The 18757-nt window shown below is 69.0% G+C and carries 18 protein-coding genes and 3 pseudogenes; 16 read left to right on the top strand and 5 right to left on the bottom strand.

What is annotated here, in order from left to right:
• The first annotated feature begins 73 nt into the window (after positions 1-73).
• From ACZ7NC_RS36900 to ACZ7NC_RS36890, 3 genes and pseudogenes are all read left to right on the top strand, one after another.
• The gene (locus ACZ7NC_RS36900; protein ID WP_471495063.1) at positions 74-1039 is read left to right on the top strand and encodes a pirin family protein; all 966 of its coding nucleotides are present in this window, start codon (positions 74-76) and stop codon (positions 1037-1039) included.
• 482 nt (positions 1040-1521) lie between these two features.
• On the top strand, positions 1522-2127 hold the full coding sequence (locus ACZ7NC_RS36895) for a dihydrofolate reductase family protein (protein WP_471495061.1): 606 nt from the start codon (positions 1522-1524) through the stop codon (positions 2125-2127).
• Between the two features lie 95 nt (positions 2128-2222).
• Positions 2223-2429: pseudogene (locus ACZ7NC_RS36890) on the top strand (S24 family peptidase); the annotation flags it as partial.
• A gap of 156 nt (positions 2430-2585) precedes the next feature.
• On the opposite strand, the gene ACZ7NC_RS36885 reads toward ACZ7NC_RS36890, so the two are convergent.
• Both ACZ7NC_RS36885 and ACZ7NC_RS36880 read right to left on the bottom strand, forming a co-directional pair.
• On the bottom strand, positions 2586-3704 hold the full coding sequence (locus ACZ7NC_RS36885; protein WP_471495059.1) for a fatty acid desaturase family protein: 1119 nt from the start codon (positions 3702-3704) through the stop codon (positions 2586-2588).
• A gap of 7 nt (positions 3705-3711) precedes the next feature.
• Positions 3712-4767 carry a ferredoxin reductase gene (locus tag ACZ7NC_RS36880; RefSeq protein ID WP_471495057.1) on the bottom strand — a complete coding sequence of 352 codons (1056 nt, stop codon included), beginning with the start codon at positions 4765-4767 and terminating at the stop codon, positions 3712-3714.
• 86 nt (positions 4768-4853) lie between these two features.
• On the opposite strand from ACZ7NC_RS36880, the gene ACZ7NC_RS36875 reads away from it, so the two are divergent.
• Positions 4854-5993 carry a PucR family transcriptional regulator gene (locus ACZ7NC_RS36875; protein WP_471495055.1) on the top strand — a complete coding sequence of 380 codons (1140 nt, stop codon included), beginning with the start codon at positions 4854-4856 and terminating at the stop codon, positions 5991-5993.
• Between the two features lie 166 nt (positions 5994-6159).
• Here ACZ7NC_RS36875 and ACZ7NC_RS36870 read toward each other — a convergent pair.
• From ACZ7NC_RS36870 to ACZ7NC_RS36860, 3 genes and pseudogenes are all read right to left on the bottom strand, one after another.
• Positions 6160-6315 (bottom strand): annotated as a pseudogene (locus ACZ7NC_RS36870) (cytochrome P450); the annotation flags it as partial.
• Between the two features lie 402 nt (positions 6316-6717).
• Complete coding sequence (locus tag ACZ7NC_RS36865; RefSeq protein ID WP_471495053.1) at positions 6718-7539, bottom strand: SCO6745 family protein; 822 nt, start codon at positions 7537-7539, stop codon at positions 6718-6720.
• A gap of 5 nt (positions 7540-7544) precedes the next feature.
• A complete protein-coding gene (locus ACZ7NC_RS36860) occupies positions 7545-8426 on the bottom strand; it encodes an alpha/beta fold hydrolase (RefSeq protein WP_471495051.1) in 882 nt (293 codons plus the stop codon).
• A gap of 297 nt (positions 8427-8723) precedes the next feature.
• Here ACZ7NC_RS36860 and ACZ7NC_RS36855 point away from each other — a divergent pair, with 297 nt between their 5' ends.
• The 12 genes and pseudogenes from ACZ7NC_RS36855 to ACZ7NC_RS36800 form a co-directional block, all read left to right on the top strand.
• On the top strand, positions 8724-9923 hold the full coding sequence (locus ACZ7NC_RS36855; protein WP_471495050.1) for an acetyl-CoA C-acyltransferase: 1200 nt from the start codon (positions 8724-8726) through the stop codon (positions 9921-9923).
• A 2-nt stretch (positions 9924-9925) separates the two neighbouring features.
• The gene (locus ACZ7NC_RS36850; protein ID WP_471495048.1) at positions 9926-10573 is read left to right on the top strand and encodes an HAD family hydrolase; all 648 of its coding nucleotides are present in this window, start codon (positions 9926-9928) and stop codon (positions 10571-10573) included.
• Positions 10574-10725: 152 nt separating this feature from the next.
• Positions 10726-12249: an AMP-binding protein gene (locus tag ACZ7NC_RS36845; RefSeq protein ID WP_471495046.1), complete on the top strand. Its 1524-nt coding sequence runs from the start codon at positions 10726-10728 to the stop codon at positions 12247-12249.
• 84 nt (positions 12250-12333) lie between these two features.
• The gene (locus tag ACZ7NC_RS36840; RefSeq protein WP_471495044.1) at positions 12334-13026 is read left to right on the top strand and encodes a TetR/AcrR family transcriptional regulator; all 693 of its coding nucleotides are present in this window, start codon (positions 12334-12336) and stop codon (positions 13024-13026) included.
• A 143-nt stretch (positions 13027-13169) separates the two neighbouring features.
• Positions 13170-13988 (top strand): SDR family oxidoreductase, encoded by an 819-nt coding sequence (locus tag ACZ7NC_RS36835; protein ID WP_471495042.1) that lies wholly within the window; start codon positions 13170-13172, stop codon positions 13986-13988.
• Positions 13985-14797: an enoyl-CoA hydratase-related protein gene (locus ACZ7NC_RS36830; protein WP_471495040.1), complete on the top strand. Its 813-nt coding sequence runs from the start codon at positions 13985-13987 to the stop codon at positions 14795-14797. The genes ACZ7NC_RS36835 and ACZ7NC_RS36830 overlap by 4 nt, the downstream gene beginning before the upstream one ends.
• Positions 14784-16013 (top strand): acyl-CoA dehydrogenase family protein, encoded by a 1230-nt coding sequence (locus ACZ7NC_RS36825; RefSeq protein ID WP_471495038.1) that lies wholly within the window; start codon positions 14784-14786, stop codon positions 16011-16013. The genes ACZ7NC_RS36830 and ACZ7NC_RS36825 overlap by 14 nt, the downstream gene beginning before the upstream one ends.
• Position 16014: 1 nt before the next feature.
• Complete coding sequence (locus tag ACZ7NC_RS36820) at positions 16015-16797, top strand: SDR family oxidoreductase (RefSeq protein ID WP_471495036.1); 783 nt, start codon at positions 16015-16017, stop codon at positions 16795-16797.
• Positions 16790-17824: a phosphotransferase family protein gene (locus tag ACZ7NC_RS36815; protein ID WP_471495034.1), complete on the top strand. Its 1035-nt coding sequence runs from the start codon at positions 16790-16792 to the stop codon at positions 17822-17824. The genes ACZ7NC_RS36820 and ACZ7NC_RS36815 overlap by 8 nt, the downstream gene beginning before the upstream one ends.
• 79 nt (positions 17825-17903) lie before the next feature.
• Entirely contained in the window at positions 17904-18320 is a 417-nt protein-coding gene (locus tag ACZ7NC_RS36810; protein ID WP_471495032.1) for an SDR family NAD(P)-dependent oxidoreductase, read from the top strand.
• Positions 18283-18435, top strand: coding sequence for a hypothetical protein (locus ACZ7NC_RS36805; RefSeq protein ID WP_471495030.1), 153 nt, complete (start codon positions 18283-18285; stop codon positions 18433-18435). The genes ACZ7NC_RS36810 and ACZ7NC_RS36805 overlap by 38 nt, the downstream gene beginning before the upstream one ends.
• A gap of 123 nt (positions 18436-18558) precedes the next feature.
• A pseudogene (locus ACZ7NC_RS36800) lies at positions 18559-18702 on the top strand (AMP-binding protein); the annotation flags it as partial.
• Positions 18703-18757: the final 55 nt, after the last annotated feature.

Here is an 18757-nt window from a genome sequence, read left to right as displayed (position 1 = left end):
TTTCTCGAACGCATCGAGACAGCCCCGGGTTACCGACTGACGAGGCGGCCCCGGCGGGGCTAGGTTGGGCGTTATGAGCAATCTTGATCGCGAGGCGGTGCCCGCCATCTGCGGCGGCCGCGGCTTCGTCGTGGCGGAGCCCGTACGCGAACTTCTCAGTCCGCGCCGCGTCAAGCTCGGCGAATCCACCGAGGTCCGCCGGCTGCTGCCCAATCTGGGCCGGCGCATGGTCGGCGCCTGGTGCTTCGTCGATCACTACGGCCCCGACGACATCGCCGACGAGCCCGGCATGCAGGTGCCGCCGCACCCGCACATGGGCCTGCAGACGGTGAGTTGGCTGCACGAGGGCGAGGTGCTGCACCGCGACTCGACGGGCAGCCTCCAGACGATCCACCCGCGCGAGCTGGGCCTGATGACCTCCGGCCGGGCGATCAGCCACTCGGAGGAGAGCCCCAAGTCGCACGCCCGCTTGCTGCACGGCGCCCAGCTCTGGGTCGCCCTCCCGGACGGCCACCGCCACACCGACCCGCACTTCGAGCACCACGCCGAGCTGCCGGTCGTCACGGCACCGGGCCTGCGGGCCACGCTGATCCTCGGCGGCCTCGACGGAGCGACGTCCCCCGGCACGACCTACACCCCGATCGTCGGCGCCGACCTCACCCTGTCGCGCGGCGCGGACGTACGCCTCCCGCTGGAACCGGACTTCGAGTACGCCGTCCTGTCCATGTCCGGCGAGGCCCAGGTGGACGGCGTGCCGGTACTGCCCGGCTCCATGCTCTACCTCGGCTGCGGCCGCACCGAACTCCCGCTGCGCGCCGAGTCGGACGCCGGCCTGATGCTCCTCGGCGGCGAGCCGTTCGAGGAGGAGCTGATCATGTTCTGGAACTGGATCGGGCGATCTCAGGAGGAGATCGTACAGGCGCGTCGGGACTGGATGGAGGGGACGCGGTTCGGGGAGGTGAAGGGGTACGACGGGGCGCCACTGTCCGCACCAGAACTGCCGCCGGTGCCGTTGAAACCGCGGGGAAGGGTGCGCTGACCTGCGGGAACGCGTCAGCGTTGGTGGCTGCTGAGCGGAAGGCGGGCGGGTAATTTTCACTGGCAGAACACGGAGCCGCCCGGGATGCCGGCGTCGGTCGGGAGGGCCGGCAGCAGCGGGGCCACCCGCTCCCACAGGTCGTCAGGAACAAGATCAGCACGCACTCCGGACACCTTGCCGACCAAGATCGGCGGGGTGCACCAGAAGCAGACAGAACGCCGGACGCCGCCTCCCCTCTCTGCACGCGAAGATGCCTCGTGTCAGGAGCGATCCATGGACTCATCGGTGCACTCGGCGAAGCCGTCCTTGGTGGCGGGGCCACCGTCAGAACCCATCTTTGAAGCGGGCCCTCCGAAGCAGTGCCCCTCCGCCGACGTGATCGGCTTCAGCGTCATGGGTTTTCTCGTCACTGCACAGCGCGGCCGATGAGTTTGTGGCTCTCGGCCGGTCCAAGCTCGTGACACCTAGGAAAGGACAGTGCCATGTCGGAGCTTCTCGTCGACTTCATCACCTCCCTCGACGGATACGCATCGGGAGAGGGATGGCCCGGGTTCTGGGGCCTCGAGGGCCCGGAGTACCTCGCATGGCTCGGCGAGCAGCCCGAGGCCACCTACCTGATGGGAGCGAACACCTACCGCCTGATGTCGGGCTTCGCCGCAGGCGAGGTCCCGAGTGGCCAAGACGAGTTCAGGCCCGAAGAAGAGGCGTCCGTCGACGAGCTCACGCAAGCGTCCAAGGTGGTGTTCTCCTCCTCACTCGAGGAGCCACTGACGTGGGCGAACTCCACGCTCGTCCGCGACGACGCCGTCGAGGCGGTCCGCGCCATGAAGTCGAGTGGCTCGGGGCTCCTCAGCACGATCGGCAGCCTCAGCCTGTGCCGGTCCCTGCTACGAGCCGGACTCGTCGACCGCTTCCGGGTCGTGATGTTCCCGGTGATCACCGGGGCCACGGGCGAAGAACGCATCTACGACGGCTATCCGGACGTTGCCCTCGACATGATCGAGCACCGCACCTTCGACGGCCGCATCCAGCTGGTCGAGTACAAGCCCCGCGTGCTCGAGCACCCGCCGCTCGGCGTCCCTGCGTGACGTCGCTCCGTCCGCCGGTCTGGACGGCCACCGGGCCGGCGCGGCAGGCGCGGAGCAAGACCTAGTAGGGGGGGCGGACGGCAACGTCGGGACGGCCGGTCCAGGTCGTGGCGCGGTTGGAGGACGCCTATGCCCGGCCCCGGCAGATCGTGGGCGACGGCGACGTCTTCGCGCTGTTGGTCTCCGGTAACTCCATGGTCGACGCGACGATCTGCGACGGCGACATCGTCACTGTGAAGCGGCAGGACAGCACCGACCATGGGGACAGCGTTGCCGCGCTCTTGGACTACGAGGCCACGGTGAAGGTCCTGCGCTGTCTGGGGAAGGTCGTCGGCATGCTGCGCCTTCTGGGAAGGCATCAGTTCAGGCACATCCGCACCGGCTGCCGGATGCGGCTGCCCGATAGTGGCCCTGCGGTGCCGCCGGTATGGCCGAGAGATCCGAACCGATACCGGGAATCAGGCGGCGACGAGCTCCTGCTCGCGGTCCGGCGTGTTGACCTTGGGCTTCTTGTTCGGCAGCGAAAGCCGGAAGACCTTGTGCCACGCGGAGAACACCTGCTTGGGCAGCGGGCCGGTGACGTACTCCAGCTCGTACTTCTCGAACAGCGCGCGCACCTTCACCGCGACCTCGGCGTACCGGTTGCTCGGCAGGTCCGGGAACAGGTGGTGCTCGATCTGGTGCGACAGGTTGCCGGTCATGAAGTGCATGGCCTTGCTGCCGCTGATGTTCGCCGAGCCCATCATCTGGCGCAGGTACCACTGGCCGCGCGTCTCGCCCTTGATCGACCGGCGCTCGAAGACCTGTACGCCCTCCGGGAAGTGCCCGCACATGATCACCGAGTGGGACCAGATGTTGCGGACCAGGTTCGCGGTGAACGTGGCGGCGAGCGTGGGGAGGAACGACGGGCCCGACAGCAGCGGGTGGATCACGTAGTCCTTGAGCACCTGCTTGCGGATCTTGCGGCCCACGGCCTTGGCCCGCGCGCGGAACTCCGGGTTCTTGCGGCGGCGCTTGTCCAGGTTCTTGCCGAGCTCCAGGTCGTAGGCGGCGATGCCGTACTCGAAGAAGCAGGCGTTGATGAAGTTCCACAGCGGCTGGCCGAGGTGGATCGGATGCCACCTCTGGTCCTCGTCGACGCGCATGATGCCGTAGCCGAGGTCGTTGTCCTTGCCGATCACGTTGGTGTACGTGTGGTGCAGCTCGTTGTGCGAGTGCTTCCACTGGTCGGACGGCGAGACGTGATCCCACTCCCAGGTGGTGGAGTGAATCTTCGGGTCCCGCATCCAGTCCCACTGGCCGTGCAGGACGTTGTGGCCGATCTCCATGTTGTCCATGATCTTCGCCACGGACAGCCCTGCGGTGCCGAGCAGCCAAGCGGGCGGGAAGATCGAGAACAGCAGCACACCCCTGCTGACCAGCTCGAGCTTGCGCTGCGCGGCGATGACCTTACGGATGTAGGCGGCGTCCTTCGCGCCGCGGCCGGCGATCACGTCGTCGCGGATCGCGTCCAGCTCGCGGCCTAGCTCCTCGATCTGCTCCGCGGTCAGGTGGGCGGTGGGGTCGATGGCGGTCAAGGTGCTCCTACCGTTCGATGTCGCAGGGGCCCGCCGCGGCGGACACGCAGGTCTGGATGAGGACGCCCGGCTCGGCCTCGGTGATCTCGCCGGTGCGCAGGTCGCGGACGGCGCCCGCCTTGAGCGGTGTGACGCAGCCGAAGCAGATGCCCATGCGGCACCCGGAGGGCATGAGCACGCCGGCCTCCTCGCCGATGTCCAGCAACGGCGTGGCGCCGTCCGCGTCGACGGTCTTGCCGGTGGCGCTGAACGTGACCTCGCCGCCGTCGCCGGCGACGACGATGCTGGGGCGGAAGCGTTCGGTGTGCAGGCGCTCCGGTACGCCGTGCTCGCTCCAGTGCTTTTCGGCGGCGTCGAGCAGGCCCGCGGGCCCGCAGGCCCAGGTCTCGCGCTCGGCCCAGTCGGGCACGAGTTCGTCGAGACGGGCGATGTCGAGCATGCCGTCTGTGTCGGTGTGCACCTCGGTGAGCCGCAGCTTCTTGTCCGCGACCAGGTCGTGCAGTTCGCTGCGGAAGATCACGTCTTGCGGCTGTGGCGCGCAGTGGACCATGACGACGTCGTCGAACTCGGTGTCGCGCAGCATGCCCATCACGGGCGTGATGCCGCTGCCGGCCGTCAGGTAGAGCACCTTGGCGGGCTTGGCCTGCGGCAGCACGAAGTCACCGGTTGGCTGGTCGAGCTGGATCAGCGTGCCCGGTTTCGCCCTGCGGACCAGGTGGTTGCTGACCTTGCCGTCCGGGATCGCCTTCACGGTGATCGTGACGCGGCCGTCCTGGCGGTTCGTCGGCGAGGTGAGGGAGTAGGCACGCCACAGGCGCACGCCGTCGACGTCGACCCCGATCCGCACGTACTGACCGGCCGTGTGGCCGCGCCAGCCCCTTCCCGGCCTGATCACGATCGTCGCGGCGTCACCCGTCTCGGGGTGCACGGCCTCGATGCGCCCACGCAGGTCAGCGCCCGCACGCAGCGGGCTGACCAGGTCGAGGTAGTCCGACGGCAACAGCGGCGTCGTGACCATCTCCAGCAGTTTCCACGCCCTGCTGCGGAGGGCTGTACTCGTCATGACTCCAGCTTGCTGCGCCTCAGGGCGTAAGGTCCTGTCCGTAGGACGTGAATCTGGTCGGCTGAATTGTTCGCAGGGAACAAAACATGAGCCATGCAGTCCGGAGGGCCAGCGAACTGGCCCTGGATGAGACGACGGTCACCGCACTTCGGGCCGCGGTGAAGACCACCGCCGACGAGGTCGTCCAGGCGATCATCGACGAGGTCCCTTCGTACGCCAACGCCCTTTCGGGCCACATGGGCGCCACCATCCGCCGAGCCGTCCGCACCGCCCTGGGGCACTACCTGGACCTCGCGAGCGGGAACGCCACAGGCGGCGACGCCGGTGACGCGGCCTACGAGCTGGGCCGCGGCGAGGTGCGCGACGGCCGTTCGATGGACGCCCTGCTCAGCGCCTACCGCGTCGGCGCCCGCGTGGCCTGGCGATGCCTGGCAGCGGGTGCCGTACCCGCAGGTCTGCCCGCGGCCGAGGTCGCCAAGTTCGCCGAGCTGACCTTCGCCTACATCGACGAGCTCTCCGCCGCGAGCGCCGCGGGCCACGCCGACGAACTGGCCGCCCGGGGCCGGGACCAGGAGCGCCACCTGGAACACCTGGCCCGCGACCTCCTCGCCGGCGCGAGCCCGGACGTGCTGCTGGCCTCTGTTCAACGGGCCGGGTGGCAGCCTCCGGTTTCGCTGACCGCGGTCCTGCTGCCCGCCGCCCAGGCCCGGCCTGCCTACCGCGTGCTCGACCCGAGCACCCTCGTCCTCGACGATCTGCCGGATGCCACCGGTGTGCTGCTCGTCCCCGATGCCGACCGATCACATCTCCTGCGGCAGCTGACCGACCGCACCGCCGTGGTCGGCCCGCCCCGGCCATGGACTTGTGCGTCCGCCTCGTACGCACGAGCCGTACGCGCGCGCTCCCTCTCCTCTGACATTCGCGACACCGAGGACCACCTGCCCGAGCTGGTGCTGAGCGCCGACATGGACGCGTTCGCAGACCTGCGTGCCCGAGCCCTCGCACCGTTGCGGACCTTGCCTGACGCGACCGCACGGCGGCTGGAGGAGACGTTGCGGGCGTGGCTGCTGCACCAGGGCAGGCGGGAGGAGGTGGCGGCCGCGTTGTTCGTCCATCCCCAGACAGTCCGGTACCGGATGTCGCAGCTGCGGGAGCTGTTTCCGGACCTCGCATCGCCACACCGGGTCCTTGAACTGACGCTGGCGGTCGGTCTTCGGGCCAGCTGACGCGTACTTCGACCGTCCACGACTTCGTCCGCGAGCGGTCCAGGAATCGTGCCTCGTTCTCGATGCCATCAGCTGGCTCGTGCGGCCCGGGGAAGAGCGGTATGAGCCAGCTGGGACCGGGGGTTGATGTGAAGACCGGACAAGGCCTCGGGAAGCCCGTCGGTTGCAGGCGCTTGAGGAGCTCGGGACTGCTGACGGCCCATGCCTGGACGCCGCCGGGCAGTTCGACGAGGCTCACCGGTCCGAGGTCGCGTATCAGGGCGGCCTCGCCGTGGATGTCGCGGCCGGTCGGGTCGATCACCAAGGGGCGGGGGTGTCCCATGGAGGCCTCCTGACGCTCGCAGCCTGCACTCCGCACTCCGCACGGCCCTCCTGCGAGAGAAGTCCCCCACCCTCTGACACCCGCCCCGGCCGATCCTGAGCCCGGCCGGGGCGGGATGCGCGGGGTGTCACACACCCCCTCACAGGTATCGCCCGCCGTCTGATGCCGACCCCTCTCCGTCATGTCCGCGGAGTCGGCCAGTGCACGTCGGCATACAGCTGCCGCCAAGGGGACCCGTGCGAGGGGTACTTGGGCGGACTGAAGCGGCGGCACAGAGGCGAAGCACCGCGCCCGGAGCGACATGGAGAGCCCGGAGGCTGGGGAGCTGTGCGGCCGTGCCGTCGACGGGCGGCGGCCCTGAGCACACCACATCCCCCTCCGCGGCCGGGCACGCAGTGACGGTCAGCCGACCTTGAGAAGGCCGGCTTCGACGACGGTGCGGCCGAAGGGGCTCGCGAGATCGGCGAGCCGCTCGCAGTCGGCTTCACCCAGTGCGGCGTAGGCGGGAAGGGCCAGGTGGTCGGTGCGGTCCTCGATGTGTCGGCGCAGGGTCGCGCCTTCCGGGCTGAGGGAGTCGCCGTCCAGGAGACCTCGCTCGCGCAGGCGCTCCTCGGCGGCGGCCCACTCCTCCTCGGGCCATGCGCGGCTGGCTTTGAGGAAGTCGACGGGTACGTCACCGGTGGCGGCGTGCAGGATCAGGGCTTCCAAGCCGCCGACGCCCTCGCTCAGCAGGCAGGCCACGTGGCCGTCTCCGCGGAACTCCCGGAGCAGTGTCTGGGCATGCCACAGCTGCAGTACCGGCTCCTGCGGCCAAGGCAGTGCGGCATGCGCGGCGAACAGCGGGCGGCCCTGCGCGTGTTCGCGGGCCGCCTCGGCCGCCCGGCGGGTCAGCGCCACGACCTCGCTCAGGTCGGGCAGTTCGTGGACTTTCGCCCGCCGCAGAGCCTCGCCCGCCGCGGCGTACCGCGCGTCCAGCACCTGCTGCGGCGTCGCCGTCTCCCAGACCCCGTCGACCGCCTGCCGTATGACATCGGGGTTGAAGTTGTAGAAGGTGGAGATGACCAGCTCGGCGGAGGCTCGGCCGAAGGCGGCGCTGCGGAAGGCGAAGTAGCCGGCGCGTCCGCTCAGGCCGAGCTCCGCGTACCGTCGCCTTGCCTCGGGGGCGAAGTAGATCATGGCGTGTACGGGCTCGAGGCGGCGCCAGGCCGCACGCGCAGTCTCCATGGGGGTCACCTTTTCTGAGGGTCGGCGACAGCGTTTTTGCCGCGGGTTGAGTACTCGCCGTGCGCTCGGAGATGGTCGAGCAGCAGGTGGCTCAGCGTTTCGGGCGCCTCCTCGGGGATCCAGTGGCTGACGCCCTGGAGGATCTCGAATCGGTACGGCCCGTTGACCCACCGCTCGGTCTCCTGCGCGGCTGCCGGGCCGAACGCGCTGTCGTTCGTGCTCCAGACGTACAGGGTGGGCACGTCGATGACGCCGATCGCGCCGTCGGGGCGGCCGGCGCGGTACCAGTTCAGCGCAGCGGTGAGAACGCCCGGCTGGGACAGGTGACGCACGTAGGCCTCCACACTGTCTTGCGGGACCTTCCCGGCGTAGAAATCGCGAAGCTCTTGGGCGTCGTGGGCCAGCATGCGCTCTTCGGTCGTGGGCGTTTCGCGCCAGTCGATCATGTAGTGGGAGCGTTTGCGCTGGTCCTGGTCGGTGCGCAGGGTGGTGGCCAGGGCGCCGGGGTGCGGGGTCGAGACAACCGTCAGGGTGCGCACGCGGCGGGGGTGGGCGTCAGCCGTCCACCAGGCCACCGCGCCGCCCCAGTCGTGGCCGACCAGGTCGAACGTCGCCCAGCCCAGTTCCTCCGTGATCGCGACGACGTCGTCGATGAGATGGCTGATCCGATAGTCCTCGGGCCGCTGGGGGCGGGCTCCGGGGGAGTACCCACGCTGGTCGGGTGCCACCACCCGGTAGCCACGTGCGGCCAACGCCTCGATCTGCCGCCGCCACACCACCCCCGTCTGCGGGAAGCCGTGCAGCAAGAGCACCGGGCGGCCCCCGGGCGGACCGGCCGCGATCGCGTCGAACACGCCCGCACGCGTGGAGATGCGCAGCTGAGTCACGATCCATCCCTTCGTACCGACTGGTCGGTACCCTTGCGGTAAGGGGATGGGCTGTCAATAGCCGACGACGGTTGAACCTGACGTCGAATTCACATATAACCGGTCGGAAGGCCGATACCTGTCACCCTGCGGCCATGACATGTCCTCGGATCACCCGAGGAGAGGGGCATGAGCCATATCCGCACGGCAGTTGGCGTTCGGCACCGTCTATCGGCAATCGAGCCCGGCTCACGGAGCTCGGAGTTCCGGTCCCGGAGTCCCCGGACGAACCGGACCGACAGGAAACAGTGAGGCGACATGAGGGAAGCAGTCATCGTTTCGACGGCACGGACGCCGATCGGAAAGGCCTACCGCGGCGCGTTCAACGACACCCCGGCGCAGGAACTCGCCGCCCACGCCCTTTCGCACGCGGTGCGGCGCGCCGGGCTCGAGGGAGGTGAGGTCGAGGACGTCATCTTCGGCTGCGCCGTGCAGCAAGGGTCCTCCGGTTTCAATGTGGCGCGTCAGGCCGCTCTGCGTGCCGGACTTCCGGACACCGTGTCGGGGATGTCCATCGACCGGCAGTGCTCGTCGGGCCTGATGGCCATAGCGACGGCAGCCAAGCAGATCGTCACGGACGGCATGCAGGTCGCCGTCGGCGGCGGTGTCGAGTCGATCTCCTTGGTCCAGAACGACCACATGAACACCCACCGGATGACGGATCCCTGGCTGGTCGAGCACAAGCCGGACATCTACCTGCCGATGCTGCACACGGCGGAGATCGTCGCCGAGCGCTACGGCGTGAGCCGCGAACGTCAGGACGAGTTCGCGCTGCTCTCCCAGCAGCGCACCGCGGCGGCGCAGGAGGCCGGCCGGTTCGACCAGGAGATCGTCGCGCTCAGCAGCGTCAAGAAGGTCCTCGACAAGCAATCCGGGGAAGTGCGGGACGAGGCTGCGACCCTGACCCGGGACGAGGGCAACCGCGCGTCGACCACGCTCGAGGGACTGGCCGGGTTGGCGCCGGTGCTGCCCGACGGTCAGGTGAGCGCGCATTCCAGCGTTACGGCGGGCAACTCCTCGCAGCTGTCGGACGGTGCCTCGGCGTCGGTGCTGATGGAGTCGAAGGAGGCCGAGCGCCGTGGACTGGAACCGCTGGGCGTCTACCGGGGTATGACCGTTGCCGGGTGCGGGCCGGACGAGATGGGCATCGGCCCGGTGTTCGCCATTCCGAAGCTGCTGAAGCAGCACGACCTCACCATCGACGACATCGGCCTGTGGGAACTCAACGAGGCGTTCGCCTCCCAGGCGCTGTACTGCCGGGACGAACTGCACATCGACCCGGACCGGTTCAACGTCAACGGCGGCGCCATCTCGGTCGGTCATCCGTACGGAATGACCGGTGCCCGCCTGGTGGGACATGCCCTCATCGAGGGCAAGCGCCGGGGTGTCCGGTATGTAGTGATCTCCATGTGCATCGGCGGCGGAATGGGCGCAGCCGGACTGTTCGAGGTCGCCTGAGTATGGACACGTTGTCGAACGCGGTGGAAAAGACCCGAAACGCGGTCCTGGTGGACTTCGGCGGTGTCATCACCTCCAGTGTGTTGCGGGCCTTCACCGAATTCGGCGCCTCGCTCGGCGGTGACCCGCACCTTCCGCTGGACCTCCTGAGCCGGGACCAGCCCTCACGCACCCTGCTGGCCGACCACGAGCGCGGACGCATCGACGCCGCGGCCTTCGAGCGGGGATTCGCCGAACGCCTCCGTGTCCATGGCGCGGAGGTATCGGCCGAGGGGCTCACAGCCCGGATGCAAGCGGGAATGTCGATCGACCAGGACATGCTCGGGCTGCTCGGTGAACTCCGGGCCGCCGGCCGTCCCGTGGCGCTCGTGTCCAATTCCTTCGGTACCGGAACCTACGACGGCGTCGACCTCGCCGCTGTGGCCGATGCGATCGTCATCTCCGCCGAGGTCGGGATCCGCAAGCCGTCCCGGCGGATCTACGCGATCGCATGTGAACGCCTCGGCATCGATCCCGAGGAGGCAGTCATGATCGACGATCTGCAGCAGAACCTCGACGGAGCGGCACGGATCGGAATCGGGGGCGTACTGCACACCAGCGCCGCCGAGACCCGCCGCCAACTCGCCGAACGCTTCGGGATCACCGCCTGACCGATACCCATCGACCGACCGACCGGACGCGCTGAGGTCGGTCATCCGGCCACACCGCCCGAGGACTTGATGTCGAAGCCGGGCCAAGCCAACTCGTCGGCGAGGGTGCGACCCGCACCATCACCTGCTCACATCCCGGAAGGCACCGCCCCATGACCAGCGTTTTCGATCCTGTGTGCCGCCACGCGGCCGTCACCCCGGACAACATCGCACTGCGCGGTGCCACGGATCAGTGGACCTACCTTCAGCTTCGGGACGCGAGCATGCGGTACGCGGGCGCCCTGGCAGCCGCCGGCCTGTCCCCGGGGGACCGGGTGCTGCTCGCGGCGCCGTCGGTGCCCGAGTTCGTGGTGGCCTACCTCGGTATTCAGACCGCGGGCTGTGTCGTGGTGCCGGTCAACACGATGTCCACCCGGGCTGAGGTCGAGTACGTACTCGCCGACGCCGGATGCTCATTGGCGATCGCATGGCACGCCCTGGGCCCCGCCGTCGCAGAGGCGGCCGCGGCGCTCTCGGTGCCCTCCTGGGCGTTGTCCCCGGGCGCGCCGGTCACCGCTGCCCCTGCCGACGTCGTCGACCGTGACCGCGACGAGACGGCGGCCATCCTGTACACGTCGGGCACCACGGGGCGGCCGAAGGGGGCCCAACTCACCGTCGGGAACCTGCTGTCCGCCGGGGAGATCGGCGCCGAGTGCAGCCGAGCGTCGAGCGCCGACCGCACCGGCACCGGACTCCCGCTGTTCCACGTGTTCGGCCAGGCATCGGTCATGATGGCAACCTTGACCGTGGGCGGCTCGATGTCGTTGCTGGCCCGCTTCGACCCGGCGTCGATGCTGGAGATGCTGCGCCGCGACCGGCTCACCATCATGGCCGGCGTACCGACCATGTGGAACGCGATGCTGCACGCGGCGGGGGACGCGAATCCGGCGGACTTCGCCGGGCTCCGTGTCGCCGTCTCCGGCGGCGCGTCGCTCCCCGGGGAGATCGCCCGGGCCTTCGAGGCCCGCTTCGGCTGCACGATCCTCGAAGGGTATGGGCTCACCGAGACCACCGCGTTCGGCACCTTCAACGACCTCGACCGCGGCGGCAAGACGGGGTACACCGGCAGGGCAGTACCGCGGATGCAGGTTCAGGTGCGTGACGACAACGGCAACGAGTGCCCGCCGGGTACCGTCGGCGAGGTCCACATCAAGGGGCCCACGGTGATGCGCGGCTACTGGAACCGCCCCGCGGAGACGGCCGCGGCCATCCCGTCCGATGGCTGGTTCCGCACCGGCGACCTCGGTGAAACCGACACGGACGGCGACCTGCGCATCGTCGACCGCCTCAAGGACCTGATCATCCGCGGCGGTTACAACGTCTACCCCGGTGAGGTCGAGGAAGTTCTCTACGAGCATCCGGACATCGTCGAGGCGGCCGTGATCGGTGTTCCCGACGACCACTACGGCGAGGAGGTCGCCGCGCTCGTCGCCGCCCGGCCCGGTGCGGAGCTCGGTGCCGCCGAGGTGTCGAACTGGGCACGCGAGCGGCTGTCCGCCTACAAGATCCCACGCATCGTCCGGTTCGTCGATGCCCTGCCCAAGGGGCCGACGGGGAAGATCCTCAAGCGGTCCATCGACCGTAGCGCTCTGACCCGCGACACCGCCCTCGGTGACGTTGCCGCCCGCCGCCCCTGAACCCCGGAAACCAGGACATCAGCCTGCCCTGTCTGCCCTTTGGGATTTATGACTATGGCGTCGGATTCAAGTAAAGTCCCGGGGATGGACACTTCTGCGCCCGAGGAGACCGACAGCGAGCAGGCACCGCCCGTGGCGCCCTTCTCGCAACTTCGCGAGCCGCCCACGACGCAGCGCGGAGCGCGGACCCGGGCCGCTCTGGTGAAGGCCGCGCGCAAGGTGTTCGAACGGGACGGTTACCTCGACACCCGCCTGACCGACATCACCAAAGAGGCCCGGTGCGCGGCGGGATCCTTCTACACCTACTTCGCCAACAAGGAAGAGGTGCTTGCCGCCGTCCTCCTGGAGGCGCAGGAGGACATGATGCACCCCGGCACGGGCCGGGTGCAGGGCACCGATGATCCCTACGTGGTACTCGAGGCGAGCAACCGCGCCTATCTCGCGGCGTACAAGCGGAACGCGAAGCTGATGGCACTGCTCGAGCAGGTCGCCCAGGTGGAGCCGGAGTTCCGTGAGTTCCGCAGGCGGCGCGGGGACGCGTTCATCCGCCGCAACGCCCGCGGGATCGCCGACCTGCAGGCGCGGGGTGTCGCAGACCGTGAGGTCGATCCGATGATGGCGTCCCGCGCGCTGTCGGGCATGGTCAGCGTCATGGCTTACAACGCCTTCGTGCGCAGTGAAGAGCAAGAAGAAGATGCGCCGGTGGACTTCGAGGAACTCGTGTCCACGGTCACCCGCCTCTGGGCGAACGCCCTGCGGTTCCCCGGCCACAGTTGATCCACCCGGCTCGTAGCCGCTCATACCCCCGGGGTTGGGCGGCTTTCTTCTTATGGTTCCGTGTCGGCAGCTATTGAACTTGACGTCGGATTCAATTATACAGGTGGGACACATCGCAGGCCCGGTCAACGGAGAGGGTTGCCGTGAATGTTGCAGAAAGAGTCGCCATCGTCACCGGTGGTGGCGGCGGCATCGGCAGCGCGCTGGTCGCACGGCTCGCTCGCGAGGGTGCCCGGGTCGTCGTTGCAGATCTCGACGCGGAGGCCGCGCGGGCGGTGTCGGAGACAGTCAACGCCGACCATCCGGGAAGTACGGTCAGCGCCGGCGGGGACGCGTCGGAGACCGCCCACATCCAGGAGCTGATCGCCCTGGCCGAGAGTACGTCCGGTCCGGTCGACCTCTACTTCGCGAACGCCGGCATCGCCGGCGCGCCCCGCCTCGACGCGAGTGAGCAGGAGTGGGATCTCTCGATCGACGTGAACCTGCGAGCCCACATCCGTGCGGCGAGGCTTCTGGTACCGCGATGGCTCAAGCGCGAGGAGGGCTACTTCGTCAGCACCGCCTCGGCGGCCGGGCTGCTCACTCAGATCGGCTCCGCGACGTACGCCGTCACCAAGCACGCGGCCGTCGCCTTCGCCGAGTGGCTGAGTGTCACCTACGGCGATCGCGGGGTCCGTGTCAGCTGTCTGTGCCCGATGGGCGTGAACACCAAGCTGCTGTTCTCGGGGGAGGACTCCGGGGACGCGCTGGGAAGAGCCGCGACGCGGGCCGTCACCTCCGCGGGTGACGTCCTGGAGCCGGCCGACGTCGCCGACTCCGTCCTGGCCGCGATCGAGGACGAGCGCTTCCTGATCCTGCCGCACGAAGATGTTCTCGAGATGTACCGGCAGAAGGGCTCGGACTACGACCGGTGGCTGCGCGGAATGCGTCGGTACCAGAGCACCCTGCTGGCGCAGACATGACCGGCGCGGCGGGCGAGCTCGTGCTCGCCGAGCACCGAGGGCCGGTGCTGGTGCTCACGTTCAACCGGCCCGCCAAGCTGAACGCCTGGACCGACGAACTCGAGGACCGCTATTTCGCGCTGCTCGACGCCGCCGAGGACGATCCGGACGTACGAGCCGTCGTGGTCACCGGCGCGGGACGCGGATTCTGCGCCGGAGCCGACCTGCGGCTGCTGCAGACGGCCGGCGAGGTCCCCGAGGCGGACCGGGCACGGCGCCGTCCGCGGGACGTTCCGCGGACCCTGCGCAAACCACTGATCGGAGCGATCAACGGGGCGGCCGCCGGCCTGGGCATGGTGGAGGCGCTCTACTGCGACATTCGCTTCGGCTCGCCCTCGGCCCGGTTCACCACGGCGTTCGCGCAACGCGGGCTGATCGCCGAGTACGGGATCTCCTGGCTGCTGCCCCGGCTGGTGGGGCGCAGCCGGGCGGCGGACCTGTTGCTGTCGAGTCGCATGGTGGATGCCGACGAAGCTTTCCGTGTCGGACTCCTGGACCACCTGGTCCCCACCGCCGACGTGGTGGATGCCGCTGTCGCGTACGCCGCCGATCTGGCGAGGCGCTGCTCCCCGGCATCCATGGCCGTCATCAAGAGCCAACTGAGCAACGACGCGGACGGCACCTACGCCGATTCCGTGAACCGGGCGGAAAGCCTCATGCTCCAGGCCTTCCTCGGGTCCGACGTCGTCGAAGGCGTGGCCAGTCACCTGAACAAGCGCCCGCCCAACTTTCCCTCCCTACCCGTCAGGAGTTCGGATGTCCCTGTTTGAGATGTCGGACCGCGCCGAGAAATACCGGGCGGATCTGCTCGAGTTCATGGATGCGCACGTCTACCCCGCCGAGGCGGTGTACCACGAGCAGATGCACGCGTCGGGTGACCCGCACTTCCACCCGCCGATCCTCGAGGAGCTCAAGGCCGAGGCGCGCAGGCGTGGACTGTGGAACCTGTTCCACCCGCACCCGGACTGGGGCCCCGGCCTGACCAACCTCGAGTACGCGCCGCTGGCGGAGATCATGGGCCGCAGTCACATCGCCTCCGAGGCGTGCAACTGCAACGCGCCCGACACCGGCAACATGGAGGTGCTCACGCTGTTCGGCAGCGACGAGCACAAGGAGAAGTACCTGCGGCCCCTGCTCGACGGAACGATGGCCTCGGCCTTCGCGATGACCGAGCCGCGCGTCGCCAGCTCCGACGCCACCAACATCGAGCTGCGGATGGAGCGCGACGGCGACACGTACGTGCTCAACGGCCGCAAGTGGTTCGCCTCGAACGCGATGCACAAGAACTGCAAGGTGCTCATCGTGATGGGCAAGACCGATCCCACGGCGGCCCCCCATCGCCAGCAGTCGATGATGGTCGTCCCGATCGACGCCCCCGGGGTCACTGTCGTCCGGAACCTCCCGGTGTTCGGGTACGCGGATCGCGAGGGCCATGCGGAGATCGTCTTCGAGAACGTCCGGGTGCCGGCCAAGGACCTGCTCAAGGGCGAGGGCGAGGGCTTCGCGATCAGCCAGGCCCGGCTCGGGCCCGGTCGTATCCACCACTGCATGCGGGCCATCGGCGCGGCCGAGCGGGCGCTGGAGCTGATGTGCCGGCGCGCGCAGTCACGGGTGACCTTCGGCAGTCCGGTCGCCGAACGGTCCAACATTCAGGACTGGATCGCGGAAGCGCGCATCGACATCGAGATGATCCGCCTGCTCACGCTCAAGGCCGCGTACCTGATGGACACGGTCGGGAACAAGGAAGCGCGCACCGAGATCGCGGCCATCAAGGTGGCCGCCCCGAACATCGCGTTGAAGATCATCGACCGCGCGATCCAGGTGCACGGGGGAGCGGGAGTGACCGATGACTTCCCCTTGGCGATGATGTACGCGGGTCTGCGGACGTTGCGGCTGGCCGACGGTCCTGACGAGGTCCACAAGCGGGCCATCGCCAAGCAGGAACTGCGGCAGTACCGCGACGAGGCGGCGGCGGCGGTGAGCTGAAATGTCAGGACTCGATCTCACCGGTCGCACCGCCGTCGTCACCGGGGCCTCGCGCGGTATCGGGCTGGCGATCGCCCAGGCCATCGCCGCGGCCGGCGGAAGCGTCGTCCTCACCTCCCGGTCCCAGGAGGCGGCGGAGGCCGCCGCGGCCCAGGTCGAGGGCACAGCGGTCGGCGTCGGTGCGCACGCGGTCGACGAGGAGGCGGCCCAGCGCTGTGTGGATCTGACGCTGGAGCGCTTCGGCAGCCTGGACATCCTCGTCAACAACGCGGGGACCAACCCGGCCTTCGGGCCGGTCATCGACCAGGACCACGGTCGGTTCGCGAAGACCTTCGACGTGAACCTGTGGGCGCCTGTTCTGTGGACGGGTCTGGCCACCCGGGCGTGGATGGGGGAGCACGGCGGGGCGGTCGTCAACACCGCGTCGGTGGGCGGCATGGCATCGGAGGCGAACATCGGGTTGTACAACGCCTCGAAGGCCGCGCTGATCCATCTCACCAGACAACTGGCCCTGGAACTCTCGCCGAAGGTCCGCGTCAACGCGGTGGCACCGGGGGTGGTGCGCACGAAGCTGGCCGAGGCTCTGTGGAAGGAGCACGAGCAGGCGGTGTCCGCCTCGGTGGCGTTGGGCCGCATAGGGGAGCCTGCCGACATCGCCTCCGCGGTCGCCTTTCTCGTCTCGGACGCCGCGAGTTGGATCACCGGCGAGACCATGGTGATCGACGGGGGGCAACTGCTGGGTGACGCAACCCCGTTCAGACAAGGAGTCGGCATCGGTGGCTAGAGCGGAAATCGTCGGAATCGACTCCGGGGCGGTGAGCCGCTGGTTCGCGACCCTCGGCGTCGACTTCGCCGGGCCCTTGGCCTTCGAGCGGATCGGGCTGGGCCAGTCGAATCTGACGTATCTCGTAGCGGACCAGAACGGCCGCAGATGGGTGCTGCGCCGCCCACCGCTGGGTCGACTCCTGGCGTCGGCGCACGACGTGGCCCGCGAGGCACGGATTCTGACCGCCCTGGAGAGCACCGCCGTCCCGACCCCGCGAGTGCTCGGGCTGACCGATGATCCCGCCGTGACCGACGTCCCGCTGCTGCTCATGGAGTTCGTGGACGGCGAGGTCGTCGACACGATGTCGATCGCGCGGTCGTTGACGCCCGAGCGCCGCCGGGCGATCGGAAGGTCGTTGCCGCGGACGCTGGCGAAGATCCACGCGGTCGATCTCCAGGCGACCGGGCTGACCGGCCTGGCCAGCCACAGGCCGTATGCGCAGCGTCAGCTCAAGCGGTGGTCGGCCCAGTGGGAGAGGTCCCGAACCCGCGAGCTGCCCGCTCTGGAGGACCTCACCCGGCGACTCGTCGCGGCTGTGCCGGAGCAGCGCGAACTGACGCTCGTGCACGGCAACTTCCATCTGCGCAACGTCATCACCTCCCACGACAGCGGGGAGGTGACCGCGGTGCTCGACTGGGAACTGTCGACGCTGGGGGATCCCTTGGCGGACATGGGCAGCCTGCTGGCCTACTGGCCGGCCAAGGGTGAGAACACCACGGGCGACTTCGTCGCGACGGCTCTCGACGGCTTCCCGACCCGCGAGGAACTCGTGGCGGCGTACTCGGCGGCGTCGGGACGCGACGTGACGGCGCTGGGCTACTGGCACGCGATGGGACTGTGGAAGGTCGCGATCATCGGGGAGGGCGTCATGCGCCGCGCGATGGACGAACCGCGGAACAAGGCCGCGTACGGGACGCCGACCGCAGAGCGCATCGACGCACTGGTGGCGAAGGCCCACGAAGTCGCGGACATGGCAGGAGTCTGAACAGATCGCCTGTCCACGGGATTTTGACAGGCGTGCATCGGCGGCGGCATGGGCGTGGCAGGGGGATCGGGGTGGTGTCGTGAACCCCGCAGCGCTGTTCGACGTCAGCGGAAAGACCGTGGTGGTGACCGGCGGTTCACGTGGAATCGGGCTGATGATCGCGCATGGTTTTGTGGCGGCCGGGGCCACGGTGATCATCAGTTCCCGCAAGGCCGAGGCGTGCGAGAAGGCGGCAGCTCAGTTGTCCGCGCTGACGTCCGCCGGTGCCGGAATTTGTTTGGCTCACCCGGCGGACCTGTCCACCGCCGAGGGCCTCGAGAGCCTGGCCGAGCGGGTCGCCGAGGTCGCGCCGCGGCTGAATGTCCTGGTCAACAATGCGGGAGCCGCCTGGGGTGCGCCGGGCTCGTGGTCTCCGCGTCCGACAACTTCTCCTACTCGCGAGCAAGGCGGCGGTGCACATGCTGACCCGCAAGATGGCCGCCACGCCGGCGAGTGATCACATCACCGTCAACGCCCTTGCGCCGGGGCCGTTCCCGACCAAGAGGCGCGCTGACCGGTCGCAGGTGAAGGTGATCCGCGCCACGCACAAGCCCCTCCACACTCTCTCCTGAAAGGCGGTTCGGCGGCGATGAGCTGGTTCGACGACAGGCCGTGGACGGCGCGGTACACCGAAAGGCTGCGGTGGAGGTGGAACCGGTCCCGGCCCGCACCACCCTGGAGCTGCTCCGCAGTTCATGCCGGCGCTGTTCGGTGCCTGGAAGGCGGGCGGCGCGGTCGTACCGCTGAACCCGATGTACCGGGACGAGCTCGCGCACATCCTCACCGACGCGGGGGTGTCGGCGATCGTGTGCGATGTGCGGGCCTGGACGGAACACGTCCGAGAGCGGGCCACCGCGGCCGGGGCACTCTCTATCCGTCGTGTTCACGCACGGC

Source organism: Streptomyces sp. NPDC111802 (assembly GCF_055634335.1).
Note: the sequence above shows the minus strand (reverse complement) of the source record. Positions and strands in the feature narration are given on the sequence as shown.